Origin of the sequence: Asaia siamensis (genome assembly GCF_014635085.1) — a bacterium.
GTDB lineage: Bacteria > Pseudomonadota > Alphaproteobacteria > Acetobacterales > Acetobacteraceae > Asaia > Asaia siamensis.
Window position 1 is genome coordinate 13,474 of record NZ_BMCH01000005.1, and the last position, 16,498, is coordinate 29,971.

Genomic DNA, 16,498 nt, shown 5'->3' on the forward strand with positions numbered 1-16,498 from the left:
AATACTCCGTGGTTAAATACTCTGCAAGAGGCTGCCCTGTTCCGTATGAACATACGGGAGATTCTGGCAGCAAACCTCAAACGATACCGGCGTGAACGCGGGGTATCGCAGGAGGAGCTTGCCCATCTCGCGGAGATCGACCGGACCTATATCAGTTCGTTGGAGCGTTGCCAGTATGCAGCCTCTATTGAGGTTGTGGATCGACTGGCGCGAGCGCTCGGAATAGAAGCATTTATGTTGCTCGTGGGTTAGGCAGCATCTCTCGTTATTGTAATATTAGAATCTTTATTTTCCTCGTCAGGTAAGCATACGCAGTCGCTAACATAAATGACTTCTTTCCCTTTCGTTTTGTTTCCTGCGCTATAGTTTAAATAGTAAGTCGTGGGAATGAAATCATGATACAAATCACGAATTTGCGGAACATCATCGTAAGACAAAATCCACTTTCGGTTTTTACTTTTGCGCAAAAGCAAAGATATATTTTTATGATCTTCATGATTGTAGAAGTTTTTATATAATTTTGATCCTTTTACATAATAAGGGGGATCTAGGTAAGTAAGAGTTTCCTGTTTTGAGAGCTTATTTTTTATATATTTTAGAGCATCCTCGTTACTGATCGAGATCTGTTCTCTGAAATTTGATAGTAATTTTATATTTTCTATTTGACGGTCCTTTATTAAGCGAACGTCTATTTTCCATTTTCCATCTTGCTTGTACCCACCAATTGGACCCGCACCTTCTATAATTCCTGACCTGCTAGTTCTATTTAGAAAATAAGTCGAAAATCCCAGCTGTAACTGATTGGCCGCATCGACATTTTTCCATATGGCTTTTTGTCGAAGCCATTCTTCGATAGTTATAGGAGTATTTTCTATCATTTCACAAAAATTATCTGTGTCATAAATTACAGATGCCCAAAACGCATAAATCCCCGGATCAATATCATTGAGAGATATTTCTTTAACAAATCCATTGACCAATAGTTTTATAGCTAGACCTGCGCCTCCTGCGTAAGGCTCACAATAGCTACAATTATATAGATCATTAGCTTTAATGATATCGCAAAAGAATTTGAATAATTTTGACTTTCCGCCTGGATATCTTAGAGGAGAACTAACCATTTTATATATGCTTTCTTACAAACACATCGATGCAGTCTCGTGCAGAAAAAAGACGGTCTGGATTGGGAATAACATTTCCATGTGCGCCAAGATTCAAATATTGCAAATGATGATTCTTAAACTCTTTCAATATTTTTTTGTCATCTTGGGGAAGTTTGACGATGTTGTTTAAACATAGATTTATAGAACCTTCTAAGTCCAAAGGTTTTCCATCTGGGTTCGCATTTTGGGTGTGAATGATTTCTTTTAATAAAGATTCTATTATATTCCGCAAAAGGAAAGTGCCAGAAGCCGGATAAGTTTTCACATTGAGAGTTTTGGCTTCTTTTAAGAGTTGTTTCAGAAGAGAGTTTGTTTTTGTTACAGGATAGGCAAATAAAGTGCCGGCTTTAGGTTTGGGAGAGCTAGGATCAGGTGAAGAAGGCGCTTGTTCATCGTCATTTGATGATGGTGGAGAGGGGTTATCTTTGGAAGAACTCCCTTCCTTATTATTGCCGTTATCTTTTGGATCCTCTTTATCTGGTGAGGATGAAACGCTTTCGACAAAATCTGCAAAAACTTCTTCATATGTTGAAGTTGCTTTAAGTCCATTTCCGTTATTTATAACGAGTTTTTTTATGAGGTGTTTATATTTTTCTTTTGCTAGCTCATCTTTGAATTGTATGTCAAAGTTATCTTTATCGAAAGAAATGCCAACTTTCTCTTTATGACCTTGCGTCTGAAGAAAGCGAACTGGCGGATTGAATTTGATAGCGGGGTCAGTAAGCTTTACTCTCTCTCGTTTTGTCCAAGAGAAATCCAAAGACTTTTGGTATAAATTATATTCTATAATATAGTCACCAAGTGAAGATTTGCTTTGTCCAAATATTTTTGACAATTGTTCGATTGTTTTTCCAGATTTCCATTCGTCAAATACAGCTTTCCTGCTGCCGAGATAACCCCATTTTGACTTGTCACCCAAACCAAAGTGAGCGCTTGCCATAATAGGAAAAAGAGTATCTCTGTCTGGAGCTATGCTGCAATCTACAGAAAGCAAATTTTCTTTCATGTCAGGAGAAATATGTGGGACACTCGTTGAGAAGTGCACAGGGGGTTTTAGTATCCCTGTTAGAAGTTTATAGGCGGCAATACGAGTGTTGCCTTCTATTACAGTATAATGCTTTCCTGATTTTATAATATAAGGTCGTTCTGCACCCTTATTTTTCCCGTCTTGTGCTATTTTCCTTATAAAATCAGATAATCCTTCATGCTCGAACATATAGGATACAATTTCATCTTGTGTCTTAAGCGGGGACTGCGTAACAAGACGCGGGTTTTGATAATCCAATAGGATATTTTTTAGATCAATAGATTTATATTCAAAGTCCGAATACAAAGTTTCGCCTCCCGCTCACGACTTAGTCATCTAAGAGATGTTTTCCTTCACATGGCTTCAGTCATATAAGATGTAGCTCCTTCTCACAACTGGAAGGCAGAAAATCAGGAAGCGTTTAGATAATCCCTGTGGATACAATTTTTATTTATAAAAAAATGGAAACAGGCGATTTTATAGTAATTAGTTGCTTTGCGTTTATAGTAATTAGTTGCTTTGCGATAGAAATTTTTCAATGGCATTTGATACATCGTCTGCTGTTTTGCGGATGGAATTGGTCTTGAGATGGGCATACCGAGCGGTGGTCTGCACCTGGGTATGCCCCAGTAGCCGCCCGATCATGGTCAGGTCCGCGCCAAGCTGGAGCGCGTCGGATGCGAAGGAATGGCGCAGGTCGTGGATGCGTAGCGTGTCCAGTCCGGCTCTTGCGCGCAGCCGCCGCCACGGTTTCTGGATGTCGGTCAGATACTGGCCCTCCACCTTCCCGGTGATGACATAGGGATTGCCCTCAATCCGGGGGATCTCTGCCAGCGTGTCCAGCGCCGCCTTGCCGATGGGTACGACCTTGGCCCCGGTCTTGGAATCCGGCAGCCGCAGGACACCCGCGCGGACATCCATATAGTCCCATTTTAGGGTTTGGATTTCCCCAAGGCGGCATCCGGTTAGCAGCAGTAGCCGGATGCAGGTCGCGGCTTCCGGCTCGCCGTCTGCCTTGCGGAGCACCTTGCCCAGTCGAGCCAGTTCCTCCGGCGTCAGGTAACGCTCGCGCTTCACTTCCTTGTAGCGTTTAACCTTCCTGCACGGATTGATCCCGTCCGTCCGTACGCCCCAGGTGTCGGCCAGGGTAAACATGATGGATAGAACGCCGAGCACCCGGTTGGCCTGATATGGCGTCTCTTTCAATCCTTGGTGCAGTTCGACGACATCGGCACGGGTGACGTCGATGATTTTGAGCGTTCCGAGCTTCGGGACGATAAACAGGTCTACGCAGCGGCGATATTCGTACTGGGTCGAGGGCTTGCAGTGCGAGGCGACGTGTTCGTCGAGGAATCGCTTTCCAAACTCCTTTATGGTCGCGGTAGCGCGCAGGCGGTCACGCTGCGCGCCGGGATCGCTGCCCAGCCGGACATTAGACAGATGTTTCATTGCCTCTGTGCGGGCCTGATCCGGGGTGATCGGGCCGTGCGGGCCGATATTGACCCGGCGGATGCGCCCGCCCGCGCGAAACTGGGCGAGATAGATTTTCCGGCCAGAAGGATGGACCCTCAAACCAAAGCCCCGAAGCTCGTCATCCCAGAGAAAATATTCCTTGCCGGTTCTGGCGGCGGCCTCGACGGAACGTTTCGTGATCTTGACCATGCTCTTGCCTCCAGCAGCCGGAATCACTGGAATCAAATAGGAATCATTTGGGGGCGAAATCAGGCGATCCCGGTCAGGACGAAGTGTACCCTATCCAGAGTAAAAACTTAAGAAAAACCGTCATTTGTCGTGAAAAAACTGGCGGCGCGCGGAAAAAGTGTAAGTATTCGACTGGAACTCATAACCTGAAGGCCGCAGGTTCAAATCCTGCCCCCGCAACCAAAATCCCCATACAATACACAATACCGCAACGCGCTCAGCTAAACGCTCAGCGCGTATTCGTCGTTCGATCAGAAAAATAGCGCGACCATCACAAGCCTGCTCCCGTAAAACCAATGCCGACGCAGCAAAAAAAAGCCTCAGCAGTCAGCTCAATCAAAGCTCACGGGTCCAGCTCGCAGCGGGACTTGCGCAGAACGAGAGAGGCGGCGCGGTGACAGCGCACTAACGGATGTCAGAAAACCTCGTTGGGGGGGGGCGCTCGCTGGCACCACGATAACAAGACGGCTCTCATGAAGCAGATACTGACGCTCAGCCATCAGCATTGGCGATAGTCAATTCAATCAAAGCGCATGGGCCTCGCTCGCAACGGGACTTGCGCAGAAAAAGAGAGGCGGCGTATCACATCATTGCCAGCACAGAATTCCTCTCTTGTTTATGACCATTATGTAATGAGAGAATGAATTCCTCAGGTCAGCGGGGAGTTCTTGTCTTGCTGCGTCGTGAAATTCTGACTGTGCTTCCCCTGGCAACTACCTTGGGGAAGGTTTCAATGGCCATGGGGGCGCCGATGCGATCGCCAATCGTGCTGATTCATGGTCTGCATGGCGGTGGCTGGGTCTGGCATCATGTTGCGCCGCTTTTGACGGCTCAGGGCTTTGAGGTCGTGACGCCGACGCTGACGGGTACGGGTGACAGGGCTCATCTGCTGTCGCGTGAGATCACGCTCGAGACTCATATCCAGGACATTATCGCGACCATTGAGATGCGCGATCTTCAGAATGTTCTTCTCGTCGGCCATTCATATGGTGGTCTGGTCGCGACTTGTGTGGCCGATCGGCTGGGGTCGCGTATGCGTCGCCTGCTTTATCTGGATGCGCTTATTGCTCAGGATGGCAGGACAGGTTTTGATATTCTGCCTCCGGCCATGGCGCAGACCCGACGGGAGCGTGTGCGGGTCAATGGGGCTGACATTGCTTTCCCGGTCCCGCCCAGTGCGGCCATTACCTTTCCCGACCCGGTGCGAAAAGAGTGGTTTGTCGCGCATCTGCGCCCGCATCCTGTTGGCACTTACGAGACGCCAGTGCGCTTGAGCAAGCCTGCCGGATCAGGGCTGCCGGTGACCTATATCGCCTATGAAAATCCCGCTCTGGCTTCGATTGAACCGAGCCGCGCCTATGCCCGGGCGCAGAAGGGATGGCATTACCGCTCGGAGGCTTTGCCGCATGATGCGGAGGTTGTTTATCCTGAGCGGGTCGCGTCCTTCATCGCCGAACTGGCGTGAAAGCCTGACCGGAGCAGGTTACTGCTCCGGTCGGCAGGCTTCTCAGACCTTGGCCATGAGGGCGGCGTTGCCGCCTGCGGCGGTCGTATTGGTGCTGCAGGCATATTCGAGAACGAGGAATTCGAGCGGATAATTTCCCTGTTCGTCAGGAACGTGAAGGGCGACGATCTGCCCGTCGCGGGCAGCAAGGTCGGTCCCGAGTGATGTGCGGAAGGCTTCGTCACCGTTAGCCAAGGCAACATCGATGGTCGCACAGTCTTCGGCTGTGACGAGATGGTCACCGAGCCCAGGTGGACGTTCCGGCAGGCTGACAAGGAGTGCGCGCGGTATCGCGCAGCGATTGCCCGTGGCCGTCGCTGCCAGAATCTGGGTGCAGAGATCCTGCCTTGTCGGGCCAGCACAGAGAACCGTGCCACGTGGGGAGAGTGTATAGAGGTTTGTCTCGCCAACTGGGCCGGCAAGTAACAGCGATGTGCCAAGCGGCGTCTTGTCGCATGTTTTGGCCGTCACTCCAGGCAGGGCGGTGGCGACCCAGTCGGCGAAAAGCGTCGAAAGAGGAGCCACCGGGTGCGACAGCGCTGCTTCCATCGGTGCCTTTCGGCTCAGCAGGCGTCGAAGATAGAGAGGGCCGCCTGCCTTGGGGCCGGTGCCTGAAAGACCGTGACCGCCGAAGGGCTGGACACCGACAACGGCGCCGACGAGATTGCGGTTGATATAGACATTTCCGGCGTAACTTTGTTTTTTGAGCGTCTCGATCGTTTCGTCTATGCGCGAGTGAATGCCGAAAGTCAGGGCGTAGCCCGTGGCATTGATGGCTTTCATGACATCGCTGACCGCCTCACGCTTGTAACGCAGCACATGCAGAACCGGACCAAAGACCTCCTTTTTGAGGTCCGAAACCGATCCGATTTCGATCAGGGTCGGCGGAAAGAACGTGCCGGATGCAGCTTCGGGTGCGAGATCGGTCTGGAATACGCGATGTCCCTGACTGGCCAGCGCGTCGACATGCGCCTGCATCATGTCTCGCGCCTCTGCTGTGATGACGGGGCCGACATCCGTATCCGGTCGCTCGGGTGTGCCGGTGCGCAGTTCCTGCATCGCGCCCTTGAGCATGGTCAGAACGCGGTCGGCACTGTCTTCCTGCAGGCAGAGAAGACGCAAGGCGCTGCATCGCTGTCCGGCGCTGTCGAACGCTGAAGCAAGGACATCGGCAACCACCTGTTCGGTCAGGGCAGAGCTATCGACGATCAGGGCATTCTGGCCGCCGGTTTCGGCAATGAATGGCACTGGTGTGCCGTCGCTGTTGAGACGACCGGCGAGTTGTTTCTGGATGAGGCGTGCCACATCCGTCGAGCCGGTAAATAGCACGGCTGTGATGCGCGTATCGCCGACCAGCTGTGCTCCTGCCCGGCCATCGCCGGGGACGAGCTGGATGACGTGCTTTGGAATGCCGGCTTCGTGTAACAGACGCACGGCTTCAAGTGCGATCAGAGGTGTTTCCTCAGCAGGCTTGGCCAGCACTGTGTTGCCTGCGGCGAGGGCAGCAGAGACCTGGCCGAGGAAAATGGCGAGCGGGAAATTCCACGGGCTGATGCAGGCGACTGGTCCGAGCGGACGCGTTTGGGTGCCCTGTTCGCGGATGCGCACGGCATAATAGCGTAGGAAATCGACTGCCTCGCGGATTTCGGCCACGGCATTCGCCAGCGTCTTGCCTGCCTCGCGGATGATGAGCGCCATGAGCGAAGCCGTTTCGGCTTCGAGCGCGTCGGCTGCTCTCTCGAGCAGCAAGGCACGCTGATCGGCCGTCTTGCGGGACCAGTCCTCGAAGGCAGTGTCAGCGCGGGCAATGGCGGTATCCGTCTCTTCGGAAGAGAGAAAGCGGATATGGCCGACAATGTCGTTCGTATCGGCCGGATTGGTGATGCGTTCGCCCTGTGTGTCTGCGGATGCGGGAGCCTGCTTGAGGAAGGCGTCGGCAAGATGCCGCAGCGTATTCTCGTCGCTGAGATCCAGCCCTGCAGAATTGCGTCGTTCCGGTGCATAAAGTGCGGAGGGCAAGGGGATGGCGTAGCCCGGCGTCTCGCGCCCAGCGAGGGTGACCGGATCGGTAATCAGTTCGTCAACCGAGATCGATTCATCCTGGATGCGGTTGATGAAGGAGGAATTGGCGCCATTTTCGAGCAGGCGTCGGACGAGATAGGCCAGCAGGGTCTCATGCGTTCCGACAGGAGCATAGATGCGCACCGGCCGATCGAGTTTTTTCGGGCCAACGACCTCGTTGTAAAGCCCTTCCCCCATACCATGCAGGCACTGGAATTCGTATTTCTCAATGGAGAATTCGGGACCGGCATAGGCGTAGATGCTGGCAAGGGTCTGGGCATTATGTGTGGCGAATTGCGGGAAGATCGCATCCGGTGCATCGAGCAGCTTTTTCGCACAGGCGACATAGGCGATGTCTGTATGAAGTTTGCGCGTATAGACCGGAAAATCGCTCTGTCCGTCTGTCTGAGCGCGCTTGATCTCGCTGTCCCAATACGCGCCCTTGACCAGTCGAACCATGATCCGGTGTTCGCTGCGACGGGCAAGATCGATGATCCAGTCCAGCACGAAAGGCGCGCGCTTCTGGTAGGCCTGAACGACGAAGCCGATTCCCTTCCAGTTTCTGAGCGCTTCGTCCAAGCAGAGGGCCTCAAGAAGATCGAGGGAGAGTTCGAGACGGTCGGCCTCTTCTGCGTCGATATTGAAGCCGATATCGTATGAGCAGGCGAGTCTGGCCAGGGTGGTCACGCGGGGCAGCAGCTCGGCCATGACGCGTTCGCGTTGCAGGCGGGCATAGCGCGGGTGGAGGGCTGACAGCTTGATGGAAATGCCGGGACCGCTATAGACGCCGAGCTTGTTGGCGGCCTTGCCTATGGCGTGGATGGCTTTTTCGTAGTCACGATAATAGCGCTCGGCATCCTCTGCGGTCATCGCCGCCTCGCCGAGCATGTCGTAGGAATAGCGGAAGCCTTTTTCCTCGAGCTTGCGACCATTTTTCAGGGCCTCGTCGATAGTCTGGCCGGTAACGAACTGCTCGCCCATCAGGCGCATGGCCATGTCGACACCGCGACGGATAACCGGCTCGCCACAACGCTTGAGCAGGGAAACGAGTGTTTTCGGCAGGCGGTTCGTCTGGGTCGTGGTCAGGAAACCGCCTGAAACGATCAGCCCCCAGGTGGCAGCGTTCACGAAAAGCGGGGTATTTTTGCTGATATGGCCGTGCCAGTTGCCTGTCGCGATCTTGTCGCGGATGAGGGCGTCGCGTGTGGCCGTATCGGGAATACGCAACAGCGCCTCGGCGAGGCACATCAGGGCGACGCCTTCCTGCGAGGACAGATCATATTCCTGGATCAGCCCCTGAACCAGGCCGGGTGTGCCGTTACGACGCAGCGCCTCGACCAGCTGGCGGGCTGTCTCACGCGCCCGGTCATTCTGTTCAGGTGTCAGGCTCGCTTCGGTGGCGAGCGCCGCAACGCGCTCTGCTTCTGCCGTGCGTGTGTGATCGGTGATCGTTTGACGCAGGGCGGAACGCTCGGGGAGGATCGAGCGAAAGGCAGAGAAGGAGGAGGCGTTCATGCAGATCCATATCGTTTCAGGTTATTTATGATTTAATACGAGCGAGAACACCAAATGAGCTATGGAAAAATTAGATGTGGGGCGAATATTATTTTGTGTGCTAGCTATGTAAAAAACCATATTCAGGGTAAATCATGAATCTTGATGAAATTGACCGTAGAATTCTCAGGATTCTCCAAAAGGACGGTCGTATCACAAATGTTGAGCTGTCCCGGCTGGTGAATCTGAGCCCCGCAGCGACTCTCGAGCGTGTGCGCAAACTTGAACACGCGGCCGTGATCAGCGGCTATACGGCGCGGCTTGACCCGGAGACTGTCAATCTGGGGCTACTGGTATTTGTGCAGGTGACGCTGGACCGTACCAGCGCGGATATCTTTGACTCTTTCGCCAAGGCTGTGCGGGCGATTCCCCAGGTGAGCGAATGCTACATGGTCGCAGGGGGCTTTGATTATCTGGTCAAGGCACGTGTGCGCGACATGAGTGCCTATCGTGCCTTTCTGGGCAAGACGCTGACCCGTCTGCCCGGCGTGCGGCAGACGCATACCTATACGGTGATGGAAGAGGTGAAGTCGGACCTCGAACTGCCGCTCTGAGGGCCGCGCCCTCAGTCGAGGCAGGCAACGCCTTGATGCAGGTCGATGGAGAGACTGGCGTTTTCCAGAGCCGACATGCTCAGGATCGGGGGCTTGGCAGGATCGCCGACCCGGTAGCGGATCCTGGCTTGTATAGTGTGTTTGTCCAGGCGCAGATTGGTGCGGTTCAGGATGGCGTTCTCGTGGACCATGCCGGTTCCGGTCTCGAATTCCTGACCGGTTTCGGTTCTGTGTAGCGAGGTCAGAGAGCGGCGCTCTATCACCAGAGGTTCGGGGGAGTTGTCGCCAGTTACCAGCGCAGCCATGCGGTGCTGACCGCCATAGGAAACGGGCAGAAGAAGCGAGGCCTGAAGGCCGCCGATCTGGGATTCCAGCATTGCTCGACGAGTGCAGGAGAAAGGCGCATCCGGGCCAAAACTCATGCCATGATCTGTCATGACAATATGGGGCAGCATGCCCAGCGACTGCAGGCCAATGACGGTATGGTTGATATTGGCCACCAGCATGATCTGGTTGCGGAAGACCGTATGGCCGAGCGTCAGGCTTGGAACCTGAACGAGATCGTTTTTCTCAGACTGGATCGTGTCATTGCGCAGGGGGGAGAGCGTGCCGATGATTTGTTAAGAGTGTCTGCGCCGTATCGTTTGATCCGGACGGGTAAGCTGCTTTTCAGGACGCATTTTTCCCGTGCCTTTTTTGGTAAGGGCACTGCAGGCAAAACAGATTTTTAGGGAAAGTGGTGAACCGGGTGGGATTGGGACTAGCCATAGAAAACAGTCACTTAGCGTGTAAACCGAGGCTGCTGATTGATGCAATCATCAGTGGGTTACAACGAAATTGTAAAGCGAATTAGTTTGGTTTGACGCTTCTATCGCCCCGCCAGGCTACGACATCCCATGTGGGTAGCGCTAAGGCAGAAGGCTCTTATCTGTCATGTCTCAAAGCCCAGCGGCAGCAATCGCCCTGTATAGCGAGATAAGGGGTGACCTATGTTGCTATACGTGTCACTCTGTGTTTGATGGCAACGAACGGTAATCCCAGCATATCGGGACCACCTTTTGTGAAGGCGGCATTCCCGCCGCATGACTAGACGGCAGTTGGTGGATGAAGAAGAACATAGAAATTCAATATCTCCGCGTTGTCGCAATAGTCATGGTTGCCCTTACTCACAGGGGATTTCTTGCAACCCCCAAGGGGCATGATCCCTTTGCGGGAATAGAGCGTTATTTCTCCACTTGGGCCGGTGTAGATATCTTTTTCGTGATTTCGGGATATCTTATGGGCCAGATCCTGCTTGGAAGGACGGATAGCTGTGTCAGTCCACAGGAAAAGATGGATGTCACAATCAGATTTTACCGAAAGAGATTTCTCAGGCTTTTCCCTGCATCATTCTTTTGGGTCACGGTTATGTTTGTTGCCGGGACGGTCTCGGGGGACGTCACTATCTGGTCGAGTAACCCAGACTTATTTCATAAATGGGTGGCATCAATATTCCAGATAAGAAATTTTGAAAATGACGTTCACATCTCTCATCTGGGCTGGTACTGGTCTCTTTCTTTAGAGAACCAGTTTTATTTCATACTGCCTGTCTTATGGTTCTCCTTAGGCAGAAAAATATTTTGGTATTTGCTCGCTGCATCGGCTGTTGCGATGATGTTTTGGCTTCCAGGCGGGACAGGATGGTTCTGGTTTAGGCCGACTGGATTCATCTGGGGGCTGCTTGTCTATAGGGTTGTCTCAAACGAACAGACTGATCGGATATTACGGGCGCAGATTCCGAAGTGGAACGCAGGGGTTTCCCTAACTATAGTTACATGCGTCCTGCTTTTGTCGACCAGCGTTCCGGTATTTTTGGGGCAGAAGTATTTGCCGCTCTCAATGTCTTTCGTATGTATGGTTTCCGCGATAGTTCTTTCTTTTTCATCTCTGAACTGTGAATTTGTAAAAATACCTGCGTTATTGCAACCCGCTGTATTTTGGGCGGCAGAAATATCTTATTCTTTTTATCTTTGCCACATAGTTGTTTGGAGCCTTCTAAAGGATGTCCTGAAGAGACATAATATTGTTATGGGCACAGCAATTACGATGGAGGTTGGCTTGCTTCTAGCGTGCATATGCGCGGCCTGCTCGTATTTTTTCATCGAACGGAGATTCTATCGCCCCCGCGATTTCATTGCGACCCCCATACAAGGCAAGTAGGCGAGAGGCTGATTGACTCTCCTAGGTTGTTCGTGTTCCGTTCTCTCCCATGACAGACCTGACCCCAGCCACCGAAGAAGACGTGACCTTTGCAATCCGCATGTCGATATCGCTCGACTACCGGGGCAAGCCACGGCGCGTGAACGCAAAGATGACCGGGGCCGAGATCGAGGCACTGGCCCAGAAGATCACCGAGCAACTGAAGCGGTCGAACCTCTGGCCGCATAAAGGGCCACCTCTACCGCCACATGAGACGATCGATTACTCGATTGCGTGGCGGGAGAAGGGTGAGGCGTAAAGCCGTCACTTCTGACAAGCTCGCACCTGGTCCCGAAGCCCGATATAATCGCCAATCCAGCGCACTGTTTCTGGTTTCGGGCTCGCCTTGATCTCAGAGGCAAGCGCCGCCTGATCGTCTTTGCTGTAGGTCACGAGGGTAGGGCAGGGCACATACTGTACCGACGAACAAGCGGAGAGCCCGAGCAGAGCCCCGAGAGCGATCCACCTCATGCCGTGCCATCCCCGAGCCGCTGCAATACGGCACCTTCCGTTGCTGGCTTGTCGGCCTGAGCCTGGGCCATGGATTGCGCCTTGAGCGTCGTCGCATCGGCAGAGGTCTTTGCGGCCTCGGAGGTGCTGACAGACGCCGCATTCTTCCCCGCCCGGTTGGCGTACCAGATCAGGGCACCGAGAGCCGCGACGATCAACGCCACGGCCCCGGCAATGAGGTCAGCCGTCACGCCGGCTGCGCGACAGTGCTGCTCGTGCCCTTGAAGGCGGCAACGAGCGTCTTGATATCGGTGTCGAGCTTGTCGGCATCGTCCTCGATCGCGCTGATCGCATCGAGAATGGCCGCCAGATCCTTGTTCGAGGTCTCGAGCGACGGAATGATCAGATCACCGACCTCGCCGATGATGGCTGCGGCTGCCGTCAGCTTGGCCGTAGTGGCGGTGCTGACGGAACTGCCAGCCGCATCGGTGATCAGCTTGACGAGCTTGGTGACGAGCGTGTTCGCGCTGGTGGTCATGGTCTTTTCCTTCTGGATGATAATGACTGATCCCGGCCCGACTGCCGGTGTCGTCAGTCAGGATTTCGCGTCGTCTGCGTTGGTGGCGTGCTTGCCGTTCATCGCGACGGTGTTGACGAGCAGGTAGAGGGGGAGCCACTTCGAGCTATCGGCGGGGCGCGGCCAGAAGCGGGCGATCACGGCGGCCAGGGAGATCAGAAATGTTCCGATCAGCGTAATGTCCGCGCTAATCTGCGTAGGCAAAAAGGGAAAGACGGTCTGGTAGATCGTCTGCCAGTCGAAATTCATGCGGATACTCCGGTTGTGGGGATGCCGCGCCCGAGAAAGACCTCACTCTCGATCTTGCGGCGGCGCTGAAGGCCGCGCAGGACGATGAGCTGCCCGTTGACCGTGGCCTTGTCCCAGACGAGGAATTGTTGTGCGGCGGCAGCGTACAGACGCTGGTTGAGGCGCCGGATAAGGGTCGAGCCCTGCGCTGCGTTGCTCCCGACATTGAACTGCCACGAGAGCAGAGCGCCCTCCTGATAGTCAGTCAGGGGTACGGCCACGAAGGACCGCAGCCTGGCTTGCAACGTCATTACTGTCTGTCGCAGCAGAGCAAGGGCCTGGGCTTTGGTGATCGGCTTAGTCTGCGCCGTGACTGGCGATCCGTCCGCCAGAAATCGGTTGCCGTAGCCGATCGTCCAGTAACTGGCGGGGCAGAGGTAAGGCTTGAGGCTCAGCCCCTCGAAATCGTCGCGCGAGATCAGCGCGATCGCAATGTCGATCCCGGTCATTGCACCCACCCTGAGAAATGAGCATTCGCATAGGCGAAGGCCACCCCCGTGATGATAAGCGCCCACTTGGCCCATCCCTTGAGGTCTCCAAGCTTGTCGACCTTGGCCGCTACAGCGCCGATCGCACTCAGGGTTGCCTTCTCTCGCGCCTCGGCACTGGCCTTGTTCTCGCCGTGCATCTGCATCAGCTTGTCGGAGAGCGAGCGATGTTCGAGACGGATCTCGACAATGGCCCCCTCGACCGCGCTTAGGCGGCGTCCGTGATCGGCCAGAGTATCGATAGGAACGACATCAGATACGGCGCTCATGTCGCCTCCAATAAAAAAACCGTCCGGTGAGGGGCGGCGAAACAAGACAAAGGCGGGTGAGAGCGCTTACCGGCAGGGTTGCGTGGCCGGATAGAGATAGCCGCTATAGCCATCTGCGCAGACGAAGTAGGAGTGATCATTCGGCTCGACCGGCGCATAGCCGACCGCATAGATTTTGCCGCCGATCTTTAGATCCCCACCAATTTGCAAAGCACCGGCTACCGTGCCACCTGCGAGAGGCAGATAAGCGGCGAGCGCGGTCTGCAAGCCTCCCTGCGTGACTCCGTTCGCCTCAAGGCTGCTTAGCGAGGTGTCGTGCTGCGCGAGGCGATCCTGCATCGAGCCCAGCGTGACTACGGCACTGCCGTCAGGGTTGCGGGTGGGGCCAATCGGCGTCTCGAGAGGCAGGCCCCGAGGGGGAACAAATTGTGCTGGACCGGTCTGAGCCATGGCTACGCAGGGCATGACTGACAGTATAACCGCCATTCGCCTCATGATTTTGGTTCCTCGTAGGTGGGGATATTGGCATTATTCCACCAGCCGCCATTCAGCGGTGCCGTGGTGGGCAGGGACGCCAGCCAAGCCGTCATCGTGGCGCTGTTGACTGCACTGATATCGGCGCCGGGCGCAGTCGGTGGCGAGGCGGCAATCAGTGCCGGTGTTGCGCTAATCGAGATCGACACCGTGACCTGATAGGTGGCGCCTGAACTGCCAAGCACGCAGACATTGACTGCTATGCTGCCAGCCTGCGCCCATGAGAGCCATGCCGTCACCGTCTCGCCGCTCAGATAGGTCCATGCCTGCGTGCCGCCGGAACCCGCATCGAAGGCGAACGCGGTTATGGTCTCGCCAGGGGCAAGAACCCCTGAGAAATCGACGCTGTAATCAGCGCCGCCATTGAGGTTGCTGTCAGGCCATGCAAGCAGAGGTTGCAAGGCCATGCCACGCAGTTGTGCGGTCGCACACCCGCCAGGGCGCACGATCCGCGCTGATGGGCGCCATGTCATGGGGTTGGTCTTTCGCTTTGTGGATCGGCTCGGTCGTTACGACATGATGTCTGTCGGTCGATCGGGGAGCGCCGTGCTTGTCGTGTCGGTGCCGTTGGCTATGGCCTGCACGGCTTTGACGTAGCTTTTCATGTCCGCCGTAAACGTCTCGCCCATCGCGCTGGCCATGGACGCCTGAGAGGCGATCCACGTCAGGGCATCGTTTGCCTGCGTCTTGAGCGGCACAGGAGGGATAGGCGTTACGTAATCCCCCCATACCCCGTCAACAACGGCTTTTGACAGTACGCTCATGCCGTCCATGCGCGCAGCCCACTGATCGGCGGTAAGAGCAAAAAGATCGGATTCAGGCGGTACATTTTCGAGCGAAGTGAATACCGACAGATCGTAGTAACCGCAGGGCTTATCCAGTGTGGCGTAATATTGGCTGGCCCACGTGTTGGACCCATAGCTGTAGGGTGCGGTCATCAGTAATATCCAAATGCCAAGATGGTTACGACTACAGGGCCGGATAGTGCGCCGGACTGATGCGCACCGCTGGACACCCATATCTTGACGCGGGCATTATCCTGCGGAGAGGCTGATACCGTGAAAACGGTCGTGCCGTTGTCACCCCCCGTTGCGTAGGAAAAGGTCGAAAAGGCCTGCGGCAGCGTGGCAATATACGGGCTGTCGTTGATTCCTGCGCTCGTCCCTTGCGGGATCGTGACGTAGAAAGGCTGACACTTCATGCCGACAGGCAGCGGAAGCTGGCTTTGCCAGGCGACTTGGCCTTTCGAGGACTGGTTTATGCTGCCGTCTGATAGAAACCACCAGTATTGCTGATCGACCCCGTTCCAGTCGTAAACAAATACGCCGCCTGCGGTGCCGCTGACGTTCACCTGGTCCTGCGAAAAGCTCCGGAACCCTGCCCGCGAGTTGGTATATGACCGAAAGGCGGGAGAGTAGTTCCAGGCATTTGCCGTCAGATTCGGGGCGATGGATGATGACAGCGGCCCGGTCATGGCATCGCCAGCTTTTGCAACGCGTCCGTTTGCGTTGGTATTGGCCGCCGCAGCGGCGGAACTCGCTTGGGCTGCAGCGGTAGCGTTTGCCGTCTCCGCCTGCTGTGCGCGCAGGCTCTCGCTTTTGAGAGACGTGTTGGTCGCATAATCTCCAGCAGGCTGATAGCGTACGTCAGATTGCACGCCGGTATAGTACCCGGCAAACAGTGACTGCCATGCCGCCCCCGATGCTCCTGGCGCAGTCAGGTTGTTGTCCCTGGTCGAGACCCAGTAGACGCCGGTGGTGGTGGGGTCTGCGACAATAGCTCCAATGGAGTACCCCCCCACCTTTTTTGCGAACGCGGCGTCATAACGTGCGGTCAGCGCCAACTTGCGAATGGCCGCAGTAAGCTGGGCATCGTCCTGCGCGTTCAAGATCTGCCCTGTTGCTTCGATCGGGTTGGCGATGACTTCCTGTATTCCGTTAAGAAAGTCATCGTCGACAACCGTGCCGGGCAGGCCTGTGGCAGCATTTCCGTCCGTAAAATATCCGGGCGTACCACCTGTTGACGCGGCAGGCCGAGTGGCCACTGCCGTACTCGTACTAATCCTCTGCATGGATCATGCCCTCCTTTTT

21 protein-coding genes are annotated in these 16,498 nt (G+C 54.7%); 6 read left to right on the forward strand and 15 right to left on the reverse strand.

All coding sequences use genetic code 11. The features are described from left to right. The first annotated feature begins 45 nt into the window (after positions 1–45). Positions 46–252: a helix-turn-helix domain-containing protein gene (locus tag IEV53_RS09635; RefSeq protein ID WP_188426583.1), complete on the forward strand. Its 207-nt coding sequence runs from the start codon at positions 46–48 to the stop codon at positions 250–252. Here IEV53_RS09635 and IEV53_RS09640 read toward each other — a convergent pair. From IEV53_RS09640 to IEV53_RS09650, 3 genes are all read right to left on the reverse strand, one after another. Continuing rightward, positions 249–1,121, reverse strand: coding sequence for a DNA adenine methylase (locus IEV53_RS09640; protein WP_188426584.1), 873 nt, complete (start codon positions 1,119–1,121; stop codon positions 249–251). The two genes, IEV53_RS09635 and IEV53_RS09640, sit on opposite strands and share 4 nt — an antisense overlap. 1 nt (position 1,122) lies before the next feature. Continuing rightward, positions 1,123–2,379, reverse strand: a complete 1,257-nt coding sequence (locus IEV53_RS09645; RefSeq protein WP_188426585.1) for a hypothetical protein — start codon at positions 2,377–2,379, stop codon at positions 1,123–1,125. Positions 2,380–2,700: 321 nt separating this feature from the next. Beyond that, a complete protein-coding gene (locus IEV53_RS09650; protein ID WP_188426586.1) occupies positions 2,701–3,852 on the reverse strand; it encodes a tyrosine-type recombinase/integrase in 1,152 nt (383 codons plus the stop codon). Positions 3,853–4,642: 790 nt separating this feature from the next. Between IEV53_RS09650 and IEV53_RS09655 the strand changes: the two genes are divergently transcribed. Beyond that, the gene (locus IEV53_RS09655; RefSeq protein WP_188426587.1) at positions 4,643–5,356 is read left to right on the forward strand and encodes an alpha/beta hydrolase; all 714 of its coding nucleotides are present in this window, start codon (positions 4,643–4,645) and stop codon (positions 5,354–5,356) included. Positions 5,357–5,398: 42 nt separating this feature from the next. On the opposite strand, the gene putA is transcribed toward IEV53_RS09655, so the two are convergent. After that, positions 5,399–8,971, reverse strand: coding sequence for a bifunctional proline dehydrogenase/L-glutamate gamma-semialdehyde dehydrogenase PutA (gene putA / locus IEV53_RS09660; RefSeq protein WP_188426588.1), 3,573 nt, complete (start codon positions 8,969–8,971; stop codon positions 5,399–5,401). Between the two features lie 134 nt (positions 8,972–9,105). On the opposite strand from putA, the gene IEV53_RS09665 reads away from it, so the two are divergent. Next, entirely contained in the window at positions 9,106–9,564 is a 459-nt protein-coding gene (locus IEV53_RS09665; protein ID WP_188426589.1) for an Lrp/AsnC ligand binding domain-containing protein, read from the forward strand. Positions 9,565–9,575: 11 nt separating this feature from the next. On the opposite strand, the gene IEV53_RS09670 is transcribed toward IEV53_RS09665, so the two are convergent. Then, positions 9,576–10,070 (reverse strand): hypothetical protein, encoded by a 495-nt coding sequence (locus IEV53_RS09670; protein WP_188426590.1) that lies wholly within the window; start codon positions 10,068–10,070, stop codon positions 9,576–9,578. A gap of 21 nt (positions 10,071–10,091) precedes the next feature. Here IEV53_RS09670 and IEV53_RS09675 point away from each other — a divergent pair, with 21 nt between their 5' ends. The 3 genes from IEV53_RS09675 (at position 10,092) to IEV53_RS09685 (ending at position 12,061) form a co-directional block, all read left to right on the forward strand. Next, entirely contained in the window at positions 10,092–10,295 is a 204-nt protein-coding gene (locus IEV53_RS09675; protein ID WP_188426591.1) for a hypothetical protein, read from the forward strand. A 373-nt stretch (positions 10,296–10,668) separates the two neighbouring features. Beyond that, the gene (locus IEV53_RS09680) at positions 10,669–11,763 is read left to right on the forward strand and encodes an acyltransferase family protein (RefSeq protein WP_188426592.1); all 1,095 of its coding nucleotides are present in this window, start codon (positions 10,669–10,671) and stop codon (positions 11,761–11,763) included. A 49-nt stretch (positions 11,764–11,812) separates the two neighbouring features. Next, on the forward strand, positions 11,813–12,061 hold the full coding sequence (locus tag IEV53_RS09685) for a hypothetical protein (RefSeq protein ID WP_188426593.1): 249 nt from the start codon (positions 11,813–11,815) through the stop codon (positions 12,059–12,061). 5 nt (positions 12,062–12,066) lie between these two features. Here IEV53_RS09685 and IEV53_RS09690 read toward each other — a convergent pair whose 3' ends face one another. The 10 genes from IEV53_RS09690 to IEV53_RS09735 all read right to left on the reverse strand — a co-directional run bounded on the left by IEV53_RS09690 (position 12,067) and on the right by IEV53_RS09735 (position 16,479). Beyond that, positions 12,067–12,273, reverse strand: coding sequence for a hypothetical protein (locus IEV53_RS09690; RefSeq protein ID WP_188426594.1), 207 nt, complete (start codon positions 12,271–12,273; stop codon positions 12,067–12,069). Then, positions 12,270–12,503 (reverse strand): hypothetical protein, encoded by a 234-nt coding sequence (locus IEV53_RS09695; protein WP_188426595.1) that lies wholly within the window; start codon positions 12,501–12,503, stop codon positions 12,270–12,272. Before IEV53_RS09695 ends, IEV53_RS09690 begins: the two co-directional genes overlap by 4 nt. Further along, a complete protein-coding gene (locus IEV53_RS09700) occupies positions 12,500–12,790 on the reverse strand; it encodes a hypothetical protein (protein ID WP_188426596.1) in 291 nt (96 codons plus the stop codon). Before IEV53_RS09700 ends, IEV53_RS09695 begins: the two co-directional genes overlap by 4 nt. Before the next feature lie 57 nt (positions 12,791–12,847). Further along, on the reverse strand, positions 12,848–13,078 hold the full coding sequence (locus IEV53_RS09705) for a hypothetical protein (protein ID WP_188426597.1): 231 nt from the start codon (positions 13,076–13,078) through the stop codon (positions 12,848–12,850). Next, entirely contained in the window at positions 13,075–13,566 is a 492-nt protein-coding gene (locus IEV53_RS09710) for a lysozyme (RefSeq protein ID WP_188426598.1), read from the reverse strand. Before IEV53_RS09710 ends, IEV53_RS09705 begins: the two co-directional genes overlap by 4 nt. After that, entirely contained in the window at positions 13,563–13,874 is a 312-nt protein-coding gene (locus IEV53_RS09715; RefSeq protein WP_188426599.1) for a hypothetical protein, read from the reverse strand. The genes IEV53_RS09710 and IEV53_RS09715 overlap by 4 nt, the downstream gene beginning before the upstream one ends. Before the next feature lie 66 nt (positions 13,875–13,940). Beyond that, positions 13,941–14,369 carry a hypothetical protein gene (locus tag IEV53_RS09720; protein WP_188426600.1) on the reverse strand — a complete coding sequence of 143 codons (429 nt, stop codon included), beginning with the start codon at positions 14,367–14,369 and terminating at the stop codon, positions 13,941–13,943. Continuing rightward, complete coding sequence (locus IEV53_RS09725; RefSeq protein WP_188426601.1) at positions 14,366–14,881, reverse strand: hypothetical protein; 516 nt, start codon at positions 14,879–14,881, stop codon at positions 14,366–14,368. Before IEV53_RS09725 ends, IEV53_RS09720 begins: the two co-directional genes overlap by 4 nt. A gap of 36 nt (positions 14,882–14,917) precedes the next feature. Then, positions 14,918–15,346 carry a hypothetical protein gene (locus tag IEV53_RS09730; RefSeq protein ID WP_188426602.1) on the reverse strand — a complete coding sequence of 143 codons (429 nt, stop codon included), beginning with the start codon at positions 15,344–15,346 and terminating at the stop codon, positions 14,918–14,920. Further along, entirely contained in the window at positions 15,346–16,479 is a 1,134-nt protein-coding gene (locus tag IEV53_RS09735; protein WP_188426603.1) for a hypothetical protein, read from the reverse strand. Before IEV53_RS09735 ends, IEV53_RS09730 begins: the two co-directional genes overlap by 1 nt. Between the last annotated feature and the right edge of the window lie 19 nt (positions 16,480–16,498).